The sequence below is a fragment of the Pseudomonas sp. RW409 genome, assembly GCF_003184125.1.
Lineage (GTDB): Bacteria > Pseudomonadota > Gammaproteobacteria > Pseudomonadales > Pseudomonadaceae > Aquipseudomonas > Aquipseudomonas chlororaphis_I.
Genome location: NZ_QHHP01000004.1, coordinates 478,741 through 492,725, shown reverse-complemented (window position 1 = coordinate 492,725; position 13,985 = coordinate 478,741). Strand labels below are relative to the sequence as shown.

At 54.2% G+C, this 13,985-nt stretch carries 8 protein-coding genes and 2 pseudogenes; 5 read left to right on the top strand and 5 right to left on the bottom strand.

What is annotated here, in order from left to right; translation table 11 throughout:
• Both DK261_RS33315 and DK261_RS33820 read right to left on the bottom strand, forming a co-directional pair.
• Positions 1-2,555: inverse autotransporter beta domain-containing protein (locus DK261_RS33315; RefSeq protein ID WP_218278170.1), on the bottom strand; the 2,555-nt coding region annotated here is incomplete at its 3' end.
• 273 nt (positions 2,556-2,828) lie between these two features.
• The gene (locus tag DK261_RS33820) at positions 2,829-3,014 is read right to left on the bottom strand and encodes a hypothetical protein (RefSeq protein ID WP_371923056.1); all 186 of its coding nucleotides are present in this window, start codon (positions 3,012-3,014) and stop codon (positions 2,829-2,831) included.
• A 593-nt stretch (positions 3,015-3,607) separates the two neighbouring features.
• Here DK261_RS33820 and DK261_RS04830 point away from each other — a divergent pair.
• The gene (locus tag DK261_RS04830; protein ID WP_124315285.1) at positions 3,608-3,976 is read left to right on the top strand and encodes a hypothetical protein; all 369 of its coding nucleotides are present in this window, start codon (positions 3,608-3,610) and stop codon (positions 3,974-3,976) included.
• Here the strand turns inward: DK261_RS04830 and DK261_RS04825 are convergent.
• The 3 genes and pseudogenes from DK261_RS04825 to DK261_RS04815 form a co-directional block, all read right to left on the bottom strand.
• Positions 3,954-4,963, bottom strand: a pseudogene (locus DK261_RS04825) (linear amide C-N hydrolase). The gene DK261_RS04830 and the pseudogene DK261_RS04825 sit on opposite strands and share 23 nt — an antisense overlap.
• Positions 4,964-5,037: 74 nt before the next feature.
• Positions 5,038-5,295: a hypothetical protein gene (locus DK261_RS33470; RefSeq protein ID WP_231999310.1), complete on the bottom strand. Its 258-nt coding sequence runs from the start codon at positions 5,293-5,295 to the stop codon at positions 5,038-5,040.
• Between the two features lie 797 nt (positions 5,296-6,092).
• A complete protein-coding gene (locus DK261_RS04815) occupies positions 6,093-9,353 on the bottom strand; it encodes a hybrid sensor histidine kinase/response regulator (RefSeq protein ID WP_041988068.1) in 3,261 nt (1,086 codons plus the stop codon).
• A 233-nt stretch (positions 9,354-9,586) separates the two neighbouring features.
• Between DK261_RS04815 and DK261_RS04810 the strand changes: the two genes are divergently transcribed.
• From DK261_RS04810 to DK261_RS33465, 4 genes and pseudogenes are all read left to right on the top strand, one after another.
• On the top strand, positions 9,587-10,780 hold the full coding sequence (locus DK261_RS04810; RefSeq protein WP_041988070.1) for an EAL domain-containing protein: 1,194 nt from the start codon (positions 9,587-9,589) through the stop codon (positions 10,778-10,780).
• A 231-nt stretch (positions 10,781-11,011) separates the two neighbouring features.
• The gene (locus DK261_RS04805) at positions 11,012-11,641 is read left to right on the top strand and encodes a transporter substrate-binding domain-containing protein (RefSeq protein WP_080768789.1); all 630 of its coding nucleotides are present in this window, start codon (positions 11,012-11,014) and stop codon (positions 11,639-11,641) included.
• Positions 11,642-11,895: 254 nt separating this feature from the next.
• Positions 11,896-12,288 carry a transporter substrate-binding domain-containing protein gene (locus DK261_RS04800; RefSeq protein ID WP_124344734.1) on the top strand — a complete coding sequence of 131 codons (393 nt, stop codon included), beginning with the start codon at positions 11,896-11,898 and terminating at the stop codon, positions 12,286-12,288.
• A gap of 68 nt (positions 12,289-12,356) precedes the next feature.
• Positions 12,357-13,829, top strand: a pseudogene (locus tag DK261_RS33465) (ATP-binding protein); the annotation flags it as partial.
• Positions 13,830-13,985: the final 156 nt, after the last annotated feature.

Sequence of the window (13,985 nt, the reverse complement as noted above, 5' to 3'; positions counted from 1 at the left end):
AGCTGGTTATCGGTGGTCATGACCAACGCACCGCTGCCAATTTCGGCTGAGCCGGCATGGGCGATAAAGGTGCTGTTGACGCTTTGAGTGCTGCTACCCACGGTGGCGGTGACCACGCTGGTGCCGGCGGTGGTGCTGGTCAACGTCATCGACACTTTGCCGTCTGCACTTGTCGTGGCAGTACCTGGGATCGTCGCACCATTGGTCGCGGTGAATTTCACCTCGGCATTAGGCACCGGGTTGCCATTGGCATCGGTCACCGTCACTTGCACGCTGTTGGTGTCAGTGTTGTTGGCATTGGCACCGTCAGCCAGAACAATCAGGCTGCCCGCGGCGATTTCAGCCGTACCGGCATCCGCCACAAACGTGGTGTCCACAGTGCGCTCGCTGCCGTTGATGCTGGCTTTCACTGTATTACTACCCGGCACGGTACTGCTCAGCGTTGTACTGGCCACACCCAAGGCATCAGTGAGCACTGATTTGCTGCCTACCGTCGCGCTGCCCGCCTCAACTGTAAATGTCACTTCCTGACCGGACACCGGATTGTTGAGGGCGTCAGTCACAGTGGCTTGCACCGTAATCGGTGTGGTGCCATCTGCCGGTGCATTATTGTTTGCTACGCTCAGTGCGGCAATGAACTGGTACGCCGAAAAGCTCATAGGTACATCAAAGCTACTCGCCGCCGCGCCACTGCCGTAGCTGACGTGCAGGGCCATGTCCCCCGCCTGGACATTCGTCACCTGGACCGAGACTTTGCCCTGCGCGTTGGTTGTTTCGTTGAGTGTGACGTCGCCCGCACTGCGTGCGGGCGCGTTTTTACGCGCATTGGCTCGCGAACTGACGGAGGTCAGCATCGCTCCTGCCGATGCACTGAAGGTTACGGCCTCGCCTTGCAGCGGCGCACCGCTACCATCCTGCATCGTGATGGTGACTTGATTGGTCTCAGTGCCATTGGCCGCAGCACCATTATTGTCCACCACGTGCGACACGCTCACACCACTGACGCTGGTGACGATCGAGGTGCTGATACGGGCCGTGCTATTGCCATTCACATCCCTGGCGATCGCGCTGACCAGATAGGAGTTGACCGCAGGTGGGTAAGTAAAATTCAGGGCCAGCTTGTTGGTCGGATCAGGCGTCGCCGAACCGCCAGCGGCTACCAGGGCCGAGGTATCCCACTCGATGGCGGCCAATGGGTACTTACTGGTCAAACTGGCGACCAACGTATCGGCACTGCTCCCGACACCGGTTTTGGTCGGCAAGCTCATGTTCAACAGCACTTGTTTTTTGTAATCCAGAACGATGTTGTTATTACGTTCCACCAAATCCAGGCGACTGCCCGCCACCGAGCGCATTGCCGCCACGGCTGATGGGTCAACCTGTTTGGACAGTGGCTCGCCGAAACGATAAGTAAATCCCAGTTTAACCTGGGTATCACTCTGCCCGCCGGACCCAGACTTATGATCAATACCCCAGGTCATCAGAGGGAACGGCGTATGTTCTAAACCGACAGTCACTGCCTGAGGGTCGCTCTGGCGATTATTTTTGCCAAATAGCCCCACGTCTTTACCGTAGTACTTCTCGTACATCAACTTGCCCCCCAACTGAGGGTAAGACGGCAGATAAGCCTGGGCGCGAATATCAAAGCCATTGGCCGGACGCTCATCGTAATCGGCAAAGTCTCGCGATTGACGCCAATTGGACAGGCGCATGTAAGAGTTGGCGGCCAGTTTCAGGTTGTCATGAAAGGCTTCTGCACCGACGCCCAATCGACGATTATGGTTCGTCACATCCACATCGTAAAAAGCGTTCAGGCCCAGCAGCCACTTCTCCGTCATGTGATGACGCACACCCGCGCCAAAGTTCAGCGTATTGCGGCTGTCCTGGTTGCGCCCGCCCACTTGGGAGAACAACAGCGTCTGCTTGGTATCCGCAAGGGGCACCAGGATATCCACGGCACTGCCGTACAGATTGCCCTTGTCATCCACATTGATTTGCGCACGAGCGGTACCAAACTGGTTTAACCAGGCCTGCGCCTCCTGATTCATCGCGCCCACCGCGGCCCCTTTGGCCATCGATGCTGCGTCACGGCCCGCGTTGTCCGAGGCGACAATCCCGCCCAACTGCTTGACGACGCCGACATAGGCTCCCTCAGCCTTTTCAGGGTCGGGCATTGATTTAACCGCGACCTGCGCTGGACCCGCTGGCACCACTAGCTCATCGCCAACCGTTAACTCAGAGAACGGCTTATTAAAGGTAGGGAGTGCGTTGAGCTTTTTCAGCTCAGTCAGCGTCAAGCCGTATTTTTTGGCAATCGACGACACCGACTCGCCCGCTTTTAAGGTGTAGAGCTGCGTCCCGGAAAAAGCCCCAACGCTTGCACCCTCCGAATTCAACAGCGGCGCCGCTACCGCGCTGCCCACACCAAACAACTGCAAGCTGAGGCAAAGTAACGCCGTACGCCGAAAGGAAGACTCGCCGTGCTGAAAGAAGTTGGAGGTATCAGAAGCGGAGGGATCGCAGGGTGTTTGCGTTGTTCTCTTGCTTGGAATCATATTAGCGCTCACAGAGCCTCCCCTCCCATACGGAAGTTAATCGAAGGCTATATCAGTTAAATTTTGCTCGGACTTACGCGCGTTCGCAGCCAAGGATTGATTGTGCTGGCAGCGTGCCGGGTGACAGAGTCAACAATCAAAAAGCCGTATCTATTGCAAGCCGGCATACGCACGACAAAAGCGTCCCCGCTTGAGGTTAAAACATAAAGCGGAACACTGATGGGTAGATACGGAAATCCGCATTTTCTGTGCCAGACGCCATCCCGAGTCGTATTAAACGCTGCGAGTAGCAAGAACAACTTTGTTGTCACGCAGTGTATACGTAGTTACGCCACGTACTTGAGCGGTTACCACATGCGCAGTCGATAGAAGACTATCAAGCCTTGCTACCGCGGAACCGCTCGCCAGAGCTGCCACGGTAAACATAAAGCCCATTTCAATCAGCTGGCTGGTTTTCATTTATTTATCTCTATATATCCGTGCATTGCTACCTTCAATAAAGAAGCAGAATATTTTAGCGTGAACCCTTGCATTCCACGGAAGAGATTAAACCCTACATCACCAGCTCGAAAAATCAGGACTTTCCCATCAATGCATCAGATAAATCCTACAACCCATAGACATACTTCCTACAGGCCAGCGTGGCCAACTCCCATGAATTAAAACCGAGAGCAATTCTCGGCAGCACCCAAAAAACGTGAGCGTGCAGTGTGCTGCAAAAGAACAATTTTAGTGGTCGAAGGCCGTTACGAGCAGATCGAGCTACGGAACCAGTCGTGTACTCGAGACCACGAGCTTCGCCAGCCTCTGGAGGATCTTAAAAGCGGAGCAGCCGCTCAGGGACAGGAACTGGAACGCAGCCTTCAGTTGCCCAGTGATATTCCAGGCGTCCAGGCCAAGGGCACTCTGCCCCCAAGTCGGAGTCGCCAGCTCGGATGCCTACTACCACGTAACCAAAAGTTCAGAGGGCCTGGAAAGCCTGGGTATCCATGGCCACTGACATCGCGTCTACGTCCACTATGACCGATGGTCGCGCAAGGGGGGAGGACTGGTTGAAACTGATGACCTCACTTGCCAGGGATGCTGACTTAGAGCATCTGATGGTGAATGGCAGCATTGTCCGCATTCACCAGCATGGCGCTGCAAAAAAACAGCACAGGCTTTCGAGGCCACAGACAAGTCCCGAGGCGGTTTTTGCATCAGGATTCACGCAACAGTGGATGCCCTGGATAACCCGCTGCGCTGTTAACGCGGGGCAGGCTTCGGAATATGAACAAGCCACAGCACCGTTTGAGGGCTTCACATCCAAGGCCCTCCTGACCGACAAAGGTTACGACTCTGAAGCCTTCGTCGGTGCGATCCAGAGCATGGGAGCTCAGGCAGGATACGGAAGACGGCTTAATGGAGTCCTTCGAACTTGAAGGCGGGCATCACCTTGAATTCACTCGATACCTCTCCAGAAAACGTATTGGATTGATCCACTCCCAGGTCTAACTTTTTTGTGCTACCGGTACTACTGGAAAAATCTATTTTCTTCAAATCAACCCAGAACGTATTAGGTGTTAGCGCAGACTCAAAAAAGTACAGTTTCCGCTTGTGGTCAACGACTGAACGCCAATGGGTGGATGAGGTATTGGGCTCGCCTGGCGTCGAGATGCCATAAGGTACGGAAACATTTCTGATAACGCTGAATACGCTGGCCAGCGCCACTTGTGGGTTTTCGGACTTGGGAATTGCATTGACGTAAAACGATGCTCTTGCAAAGCGGTCAGCCGCGCGATTAGACCCAGGTAACATGACCGTCCCACCAATAGCTTTCCAGTATGAGTTTAGCGCCAGTTGTTCGTTGAATGTCGGAGAGTTGGTCATCACCTGGAAAGTTCTATCATGGTGAATGACTTGTTTGCCTTTAATGTATTCGATAATGGCGCTGTCCCCTGATGCATCGGATATAGACAGGTGGAGGGTCGCCAAACGACTGTCCCCAGGCACCATAGAAGTGACCAGGGTAAACGGCTCATTCTTCAGAGCATCAACAGCTTCAGCCACGGTACCGTAATTATCCAGAACGTATTGAGCCCACGCGGCAATAGTCAAGCCAGGCTTAGATATTCTGATTCAGCCAACCACAGCAGGTTGGCAGCCAACCCTGCTTCATTGACACCGTCAGTCGTTGCAATGTCATAGCCCGAGGCTACGACACTGCCATACTTCGATACCCACTTGATCGAATTTTGCCCTACTTCTCCGCTGCGCCGCATACCATTAGGGAAAACCCACAAGTTTGTCGCCACATCGGTCTTCCAATCCATTGATCGAGCAGTAATAACATCTTGATTGTCACCCAGGTAGACTAACCGAGTGCAGGCGTGCACGACAGGGAGAGACAACATGAATCCAGTCAGCATCAACGCGAGGATTTTCGTGATGGCTCTCTGCTTTGGTTTACGCACCTTCATTCCTGTGATCCTTCGAATGATTATTAGAAACGCATGGACAGCCCCAGTACTGAGCCTCGTTGGGTAACGTCGTATTTAAACTTATTACCAGTGAAATCGGTGATGCGATAGTTTTGGGACAACACCCGGTAACCGGCACGTAAAATAGTCGGGTGTTCAAAGAGGTATATCCGATAGCCCAGACAACCTTGAGCATTGAACGTTTCCTTAGAGGCCGTATCAAATCCACCGACGTCCGCTTCGCCGGAGAGAGTCCAACGGCCCGTCAGGTCGGATTGCATCCGTAAGCCAATGAATGGATCAGTCCAGTTTGTTTCTTTCTTGGTACTGAAGCCAACGGAGTTGACATCCAGCTTTGCCGAAAGCTTTGTCCAGCGCGCACCAACCGTGGGTTTGACGCGCTAGCTACAAGGCTCACCGAAAATCGTAGTACCTCCCAGCGCCTGCTCATAAACACAGTAATACATGCCAGCGGCAATGGTGCTCTGGGTGATAGACAGTCCTACTCTCTGACCAAGTACTCTCTCAGACTAGCTCGTATTTAGATAGACGCCATCGATATAGAAGCCGAGGGTGCGATTGGTGGCTTCCAGATTGCCCATGAAGACAGAGTTCAGGTTATTAAAAACCTCTGAGAACGGCACATCGACTTTTGTATCCACTCCCGCTAGCGAGGCCTGGCCTTTCATTGACGGAGCCCAGACAAAGGGGCTAGCCACTACCATTCAATCAGAGCCAGTATCGACCGGCTTACATGGGCCATCGGCAAGAAATTCCACAGGAATGTGGCGGCTAATACACATCTGAAAATCTGTTCTCTTACAGGCTTCAGCATCATTCTTTACATTATCCATGTTAAGAATTTCTAGCGTTTAAATCTCCCTAGCATCGCAAAATGATCTCATGCGCTTATATTTCAACCGAAAATAGTTATCCGTCTTTGTGACGAAACGTAATCGGTGGGTATACGCCCGGGCATCCCGTCTTGCTCGGTTAGACCGGTTGCCATTTATGTGGTGGCCTGCTCAAATCACGTATCAGAGCGTTCTACTTCGATCACCAGACCTGTGCGTCAAGGTCAATGGGTATCCACAAGCTGGTTCAGCAGTATTTGGAAGCGCCCAAGTAAAGGCTTCAAACCAGACACCGATGAAACGCCCCCCCCTTGCGCCAAAGCAATCTCTACCTCACGACTGGCTGCTATCAGGCTGGGTATTCTGGCAACAGACAGAACTCCGCGAATGCGATGCAGCAGACGTATGATTTCGCCGATATCTTTACGCTCCATGGCCGCGTGAATGGCATCGAGATCTTCTGCCATGGAACTGACAAACAGTGTACGGATCCGCTCCGGTAACGCCAGAAGGTCTTCCCCATCGCCTTGTGGACAGGGTTTGTTCCGAGACTCTACCCTGATCATCCTGACAGTTTTTTCGTCTGTCACTTTCCTCAGGCAGGTATAAAGAGCATGCAGAGTGATGGGCTTCGTCAGCCAAGCGTTCATTCCCGCCGCGATGCAGCGATCACCCTCTTCCCGTAACGCATTTGCGGACACAGCGACAATCGGCAGCGCACCATTGTTCAGCCTTAATCGCTCAGCGAATTCGTAGCCGTCCATTACCGGCATGTTCACATCCGTCAACACCACATCGAACTCGGCATGTTCCAGGCATTCCAGAGCCTCCAGCCCGTTACCGACCAGCGTAACCGAACAGCCAAGCTGTTCCAGCTGTTCGGTGAGCAGTGCCTGATTGACCGGATGATCTTCCGCCAGCAATACCCTCAAACCGAGAGCCCCCTCGGGGCGCTCCGAATCCGAGGCGGTGGTCAATGCCACCGGCCAACCCAGCGCCAGCATCACGGCATAGATCACACCCAGGCGGCTATGCACATTGACCCGCCATCGGTGCTCGCTCAGCAGTGGTTGAACACTGGCATCATGCCCGGCCACGATCCGGGGGCCCTGCCAATCCACCTCAGGCAATGACTCTGGCAATAACTCCAGCAGCAACGCTGTCCGGTCTGGCGGCTCTTGTGTCTGTTTGTCCCACGGGACGACGTTGCCCATCGACATCTCAAGCCACTGGCAAATATCGTTGGTGAGTTCGGCTGCCGGAGAACGGACATGGATTTTTGCGCTCCCGACCTGGATGATCTCTGGAAGCCGAACACTGCTTTCCAATTCCTGCAGTTCCACTTCAAAACTGAAACTGCTACCCAAACCCGGCGCACTGACCACTTCCAGGGTCCCGTGCATCATCTGGCTGAGTTGGGAACAAATGGACAAGCCCAATCCGGCACCGCTCGAGGTATGCTGTTGGTTATTGGCCTGATAGAACGGTTCGAACAGATTGACTTGCTGCTCGCTCGAAATACCCACGCCCGTATCGACGATCTGCCACTGCAGCCGTACGCGCCCTTCTTCGCGCCCAAGCACGTTCAAGTAAAGCGTTACCCTGCCAGCCTTGGTGAACTTGATGGCGTTGCTCAGTAGGTTGTTGATGATCTGGCGAACCCGTATGCCGTCGCCCAGAACCCCCCCTGGCAGGTCCGTATCGACGCAGCTGTACAAGAGCAGTCCCTTGCCATCGGCGATAGCCGAATAGTTGCGCACCGCTTCCTCCACCACATCCAGCGGAGCAAAGTGCCCAGTATCCAGCGACATTTCTCCGGCTTCGATCTTCGAGATATCAAGGATGTCGCTGGTCAGTTGCAGCAGAATGTTGGAGGCCCCCTTGATCGTTCGTAGGTAGCCATGCTGTTGCTGACTAAGGTGCGTCAGCCCCAGCAACTCCAGGGTCCCGACGACACCGTACAAAGGCGTTCTGATTTCATGGCTCATGATGGCCAGAAAGCGGCTTTTTTTTTCATTTTCAGCATTCGCTCTGCTTCGGGAAACCAGCAGCTCGGATTCAGCCTCTTTATGGGCTGTTATATCAATGAACGCACACAGCGATGCGGGTTCTCCTTGATAGGTCGTTGGTGCAAACCGCGCATGTAAACAGAGCGAACCGATAACGGCGCAGGCTTCGCCATTAACCGGATTACCCTCCTCGAACATGTGCCAGTCGTGCGTCAGCTGCACCAGATCGTCCTGCTCGCCGAGCCATTGCAAAGCTAAAGAGTTTTGCATGACCAGCTGCCGACCACTTTCCTTGATCACGCACAGTGCTACAGGTGTTGCCTGGATGATGCCCTGACTGAACTCATCACGACTGAGCAGAGAACCGTAATATTGATCGGTAGGGCTGGAGATGTTTCTCCGTTGCCACCACAACAACAACCAGCCTAATCCCAGACAGATGATGAGCAATAGCGCCACATTGAATAGCTGCCATTTGGCATCCTGGAAAAGTCGCTGATAGCCAATGTGATAAATGACATGCCAGCTGTTCTCGGTTCCGGAACTGCGCTTGATCAACACCCCCTTCCAAGTTAGATAGATACCGTCTTCATAGTCAGAGTTCGAGCTGCCAGAACCCAGCAAGACCACTCCATTTGGAGAGATCAGATCCAGCGAATCGAAAACCGGTGCCTGCCGCGATGGGGTGTGATCATAGATGTTGTTCAATTCAAAAAGCGTGGCGGCAACAATTCGGGGAGACCCGCGGTTCATACCCCAGGATTGATCGGGCTCCTTATCCGAAACGTAAGCGAGCACTTCCTGACTATGACTTCCCAGAAACGCTTCACCCGGACGCCAATACACTCGATGGGCGTTGGGATCCGGTGGATTTTCATGCACGGCATGACTGACCCTTTCAATAACACTTAGCAGGCTGTTACGGGCCGTTTCGCCGCGTCCGGCCCGGCGCTCGATGGCAGGGATAGCCATTCCAAGCTTACTGTCAAGGTCCAGCAAGAACATCTGTGGCGCGGGATAAATTGAGTCGCTCCAGAACCCATGGTGAAAGTTCGACAACATCATGCCCAATGCCAACTTCCGAGACGTGGCCAGGTGATCGGCATTTTCAGGCACGGCATCGGGCAGCACCAAAGAAAACGCTGACGCGCGCGCTCCCCCGGCCACGTCATAAAGCGTCAGATGACTGGACTCTTCTTTAGTGATAGTTGACGTCATCGTCTCGACATCCGACTGGTAAGGCGCGGGGGTCGATCGGATGACTTGCAGCAGAAAAAGCTCGTGCTCGTGGATCGCGCCGATCAATCTGAAATAACTGTAGTTAGCCTTGATTCGTTGCGTTGACAGCACCTTGTAGATGGCCCAATAACTGGCACCAAAAAAGAAAATCGTCAGAAGAAATGAAGACAGCAAAATAAAGTTAAAGCGCAGCGAAGACCTGGACAGTTTGCGCAGATTGGAACGAATGGATTTCATGGACAGCCTAATTCAAATTATCAGCTACACCCTGTCGACGACTGAGTAACCGGGCCCGCGCCGCGCGGCTGCCTGCCGCCAAGCCGCGTGCTGTGTAAGAAGATTAACGGATTCTGCAATAAATCCTAAGTGCCCAGTAGGATAAATCCTAGTACCTTCATAGAAAGCGCTGATCGTCACTAAGGCGCGTTTCCTTCAAGGTAGGTCCATCGCTTACTTCCGGTTGACCCGTCATGCAGCCCATCAGCTTTCTTATACTCGACGCACAGCACTGCGAAAGGCAGCGTATCGTCGCGCTTCTACAACCGCTCGAACCGGGGCCAGTACATCAAGCCTCGACAGGCCAAGAAGCACTCGAAGGACTTCATCGCTGTGGCGGGGTCGATATCGCGATCTGTAATCTACGCGCGGCCGGCAGGGATGGCTTGACCTTCCTGCGCGAGGTCAGCAAAACCCACCTGGCCCGAGCCATTTTGACCACTGGTCAAATGGACGCCTCATTGTGCAGCGCGGCCCAAGCCATGATCACTTGCCTTGACATGCAAGTGCTCGGGGACCTGGGGCAAACCAGCGATGTCGAGCAGATAAAGATTGCTCTCGATGCTTTTCGTGCTGGCAGCGACAAGCCCGTGACACCTGAGTTGAATGCTCCGCCTTCCATTGCGGATATTCAGCGGGCATTCGATGACGATGAATTCGAGCCCTACTATCAACCCAAAATCATGCTCAATGGCGGCGAGCTTAAAGGCGCGGAAGTCCTGGCGCGCTGGAACCATCCGAGGTTGGGGATCCTGTCACCCGGCTACTTTCTGCCGACCCTCGAAGCCCATCACCTCATTGACAAGCTGCTCGTTCGGCTGCTGGAAAAGGGGCTGATGCTACAGAAAACCATGTCGCTATTCCTCCCGCCCGTTGAGTTAGCGTTCAATGTGCACGCCACGCAACTGGGCTCTACAACCTTTGTCGATCAGGTTGAAAAAGCCTTGAGTGAACTCAGGCTACCTGCCCACGGATTACTCTTCGAGATCACCGAAACAGGTTTGGTCAATTCTACGGCCAATAGTCTGGAAAACCTGATACGTCTGCGATTGATGGGATGTGGCCTGGCGATGGACGACTTCGGCAGTGGTTATTCATCATTGCAACGACTATGTGACCTTCCTTTCAGTCAACTCAAATTGGACGGTTCCTTTGTGCGCGAACTTGAGTCACGCCCTGATCACCGCGCCGTCATCGAAAGCGCGGTCAGGCTGGCCGACTCCCTGGGTCTTTCACTTGTGGTGGAAGGCGTGGAGACGTCGGAACAACAAGAGCAATTGCGCAGGATGGGCTGTTCCATTGGTCAAGGTTATGGCTTGGCACGACCGATGTCAGGGACGCATTTTTTCCAGTATTGCCTGGACGCTAAACGCAGCAAGCGCGATTAGCAGTTTAGGGCCTGAACACCTCTCCCTGAAATCGCCCGCCGCGTATCTCACCTGAAACCCATCAGGCCAGGCTCACTCGGCCTTTAATCAGCCATTTGCAACGGTGTGCTCGTTACCTTGAGACCACGTTTTTTATCCATGGACAGCGTCGTGCCAACACGCTGTGAAGATCCTCATGACAGCAAGCCCTCAAGGATGGTGACGAGCTCTTGACCTTATCTGGTAACTTCCATGTTCAAACCCCGCTCATTGATCCGCCCTTGCGCAATGCTGGGCGCCCTGTTCCTGATGCTGCCAATCATTTCTGCCTGGGGCGCGACCAAGACATCTGAGCACCTCCAATTGTTGAGCCAGCTCTCATCAGAACATCGGGACATACAACTTTCCGAGCAGGACTGGGCCTGGCTGAGGCACAAGCGCAAGCTAACGCTTGGCGTCTCTCTGCCAAGTTTCCCGCCGCTGGATATCGTATATGGCGACGGTAATTATGAAGGCATCAGCGCCAACATGGTTGCCTTGCTCAGCCAGCAATTGGGCATCGAAATCAGTGTTCTCAATCTGACGGATCGGGCCGAGGCGCTCGAGGCGCTCCAATCCGGAAAAATCGACCTGCTCAGTGGCGCCAACAACTTTGAACTTGACACCCACCCCGTAAGGTTGAGTCGCCCGTACGCGGAAGACTCTCCGGCTATTTTCCGTCGCCAGGGGGACATTCGCTCGCTTCCCAAAAACCTGAGCGGAGCGACGATCGCCATGGCCGAAGATTATCGGTCACCCAAGGACGTGCAGAACCTGTTTCCGCAAGCACAGCTTGTGCAATTCAAGTCACAGACCGAGGTCATGGCTGCGCTGGCCTTTTAGCAGGTCGATGTTTATCTGGGAGATTCGATTTCGGCCTTTTACATGATCAACCAGAGTTTTTTCAATTATGTGAAGTTCGATCGACCAGTGGAAATGAACTCCAATGGTTTCAGCTTCGCCGTGAAGCAGGACAGTACACGTCTGCTGCAGAGATCCTGAATAACGGCATCGATGCGCTGGGCCAGGTAAAACGCTCCTATATCATCAAACGCTGGGCAGGCAGTGGCTTTGTCTTGTCCGGGGACAAAGTGACCTTGAGCGCCCAGGAACAGCAATGGATAGCGCAGCATCCGGTGGTCCGCATGATCGTCAACGATGACCTGGCACCCGCCGCCTTTTTTGACGCCAACGGCAACTTCAACGGCATTGTCGCTGATTTGTTCGACATCATTTCGTTACGTACCGGATTGCAGTTCGAGGTTCAGCGCACGGGCAGTCTCAACAATCTTCAACAGGCCCTGAACGCTGGAGAGGCCGGCCTGGCGATGTTGATTCCCACGCCGGAAAGGGAAACCTTTCTGCGCTTCACCCCCTCCTTTGCGACCAGTTCATTTGCCGTGGTCAACGCCAGGGCGAACAAAACATTCAACGGACTTCAGAGCCTGCAAGGCAAGCGCCTGGCCATCGCCAAGGGCAGTCCGTCATAGCACAGATCCGCAGCGAGCATCCCGGCATCCACCTTGTCACGCCGGCAACCATACTGGACTCATTCGGTATGGTGGCCGAAGGCAAGGCAGATGCGGTCATGATGCCCCTCTCCTCCGCGCGCTATTACACCAGTCGACTCTACGACAATACCCTGCAGATCGCAGGGATCACGAGCGGTAACGAGGCCACCCACAACTTTGCCATGCGCCGTAGCGATACTGAATTGCAGTCGATCCTGAACAAGGCAATTCTGAGTATCTCGCCCGATGACATGAACTCGATCACCAACCGCTGGCGCGCCAATACCGCAATGAGTGGCCAGACCTGGCGAGACTACCGTCAGGTGATTGAAATCATCGCAGTGGCGATGACGGTGGTAGCGATCATTCTGTTCAAGGTTTTGCTCCTGCGTCGGGAGATCAAAAAACGTATAGAGACCGAACAGGCACTGAATGATCAATTGCAGTTTCTGCAAACACTCAGCGACGCCATGCCGCAACCGATTTACGTGCGTGATCGGGAGGGACGTATGCTTTCCTGCACGCGCAGCTATGAGCAAGCCCTGGGCCTTTCCTTGAACGACATACTAGGAAAAACCGCCCTGGAAATGCCCTTCGACTGCTTCGGAACTGTCTCGGACTTCCATCGCAACTACCTGCTCGCCATCGAAAGCGGAGATCCGATCCAGCAACGCCGCGAGATTATTCTGGGTGACAGAACCCTCTGGATCGACCACTGGATCCAGCCATTCCGCGAGTCTGGCGGCACAATCAAGGGCGTTATCTGTGGCTGGCTTGACACGACAGAACAGCACTCGTTGATTGAAGAACTGCAAGCCGCAAAAGCTCAGGCCGATGATGCCTCTCGCGCCAAAACCAACTTCCTGGCCACGATGAGTCATGAGATCCGTACCCCGATAAGTGCCGTCATAGGAACCCTCGAGTTAGCGTTGAAGCGCGCGGACCAAGGCGTACTCGATCGTGCAGGTATCGAAATTGCCCATAAGGCTGCGAATAGCCTGCTGGAGCTGATTGGGGACATACTCGATATCGTGCGTATCGAGTCCGGCCGCCTTAGCCTTGCGCCCAAGCGCAGCTATCCGCGGGAACTGGTGGAGTCGGTATTCCGGATTTTCGATGGACTGGCTCGGCACAAAGACCTGGAGCTGATTCTGGACATGGACCCTAACATCAATGGCGATGTGCTCATCGATCCGCTGCGATTCAAGCAAGTGCTGTCCAATCTGGTCAGCAACGCCATCAAGTTCACCCACGAAGGTTTCGTAAAAATCACCGTGGGCGGCGAGCTGGTTGAACCGTTCAGCCTTGCGCTTACGCTGCTGGTTGAGGACAGCGGAATCGGAATCTCGCCGGAAGACCAGCGTCGCCTGTTCCGTCCATTTGTACAGGTGAATCAGGACCCGGCGAACGCACGAGGCGGCACCGGGCTGGGACTGGTCATCAGCCGTTCGCTGTGCGAAATGATGGGCGGCACACTGCACATGATCAGTGCGCCAGGCAACGGCACCCGGATCAAGGTGAGCCTCATGCTGACACGACTCGACGCGCTACCACCACTTGAGCCCCCACCCCGGTCGATAAATGTGCCACCGCGTCATGGCCGGATGCAAATACTGGTCGTCGATGACCATGTCATGAACCGCCAGTTGCTCCTTCAACAACTCCAGTTCCTTGGC

Excerpts from the sequence above, each read along its gene's own strand:
- DK261_RS33820 (WP_371923056.1), bottom strand. The coding sequence starts at position 3,014 with ATGAAAACCAGCCAGCTGATTGAAATGGGCTTTATGTTTACCGTGGCA.
- DK261_RS33470 (WP_231999310.1), bottom strand. The coding sequence starts at position 5,295 with ATGCAATCCGACCTGACGGGCCGTTGGACTCTCTCCGGCGAAGCGGAC.
- DK261_RS04815 (WP_041988068.1), bottom strand. The coding sequence starts at position 9,353 with ATGAAATCCATTCGTTCCAATCTGCGCAAACTGTCCAGGTCTTCGCTG.
- DK261_RS04810 (WP_041988070.1), top strand. The coding sequence starts at position 9,587 with ATGCAGCCCATCAGCTTTCTTATACTCGACGCACAGCACTGCGAAAGG.
- DK261_RS04805 (WP_080768789.1), top strand. The coding sequence starts at position 11,012 with ATGTTCAAACCCCGCTCATTGATCCGCCCTTGCGCAATGCTGGGCGCC.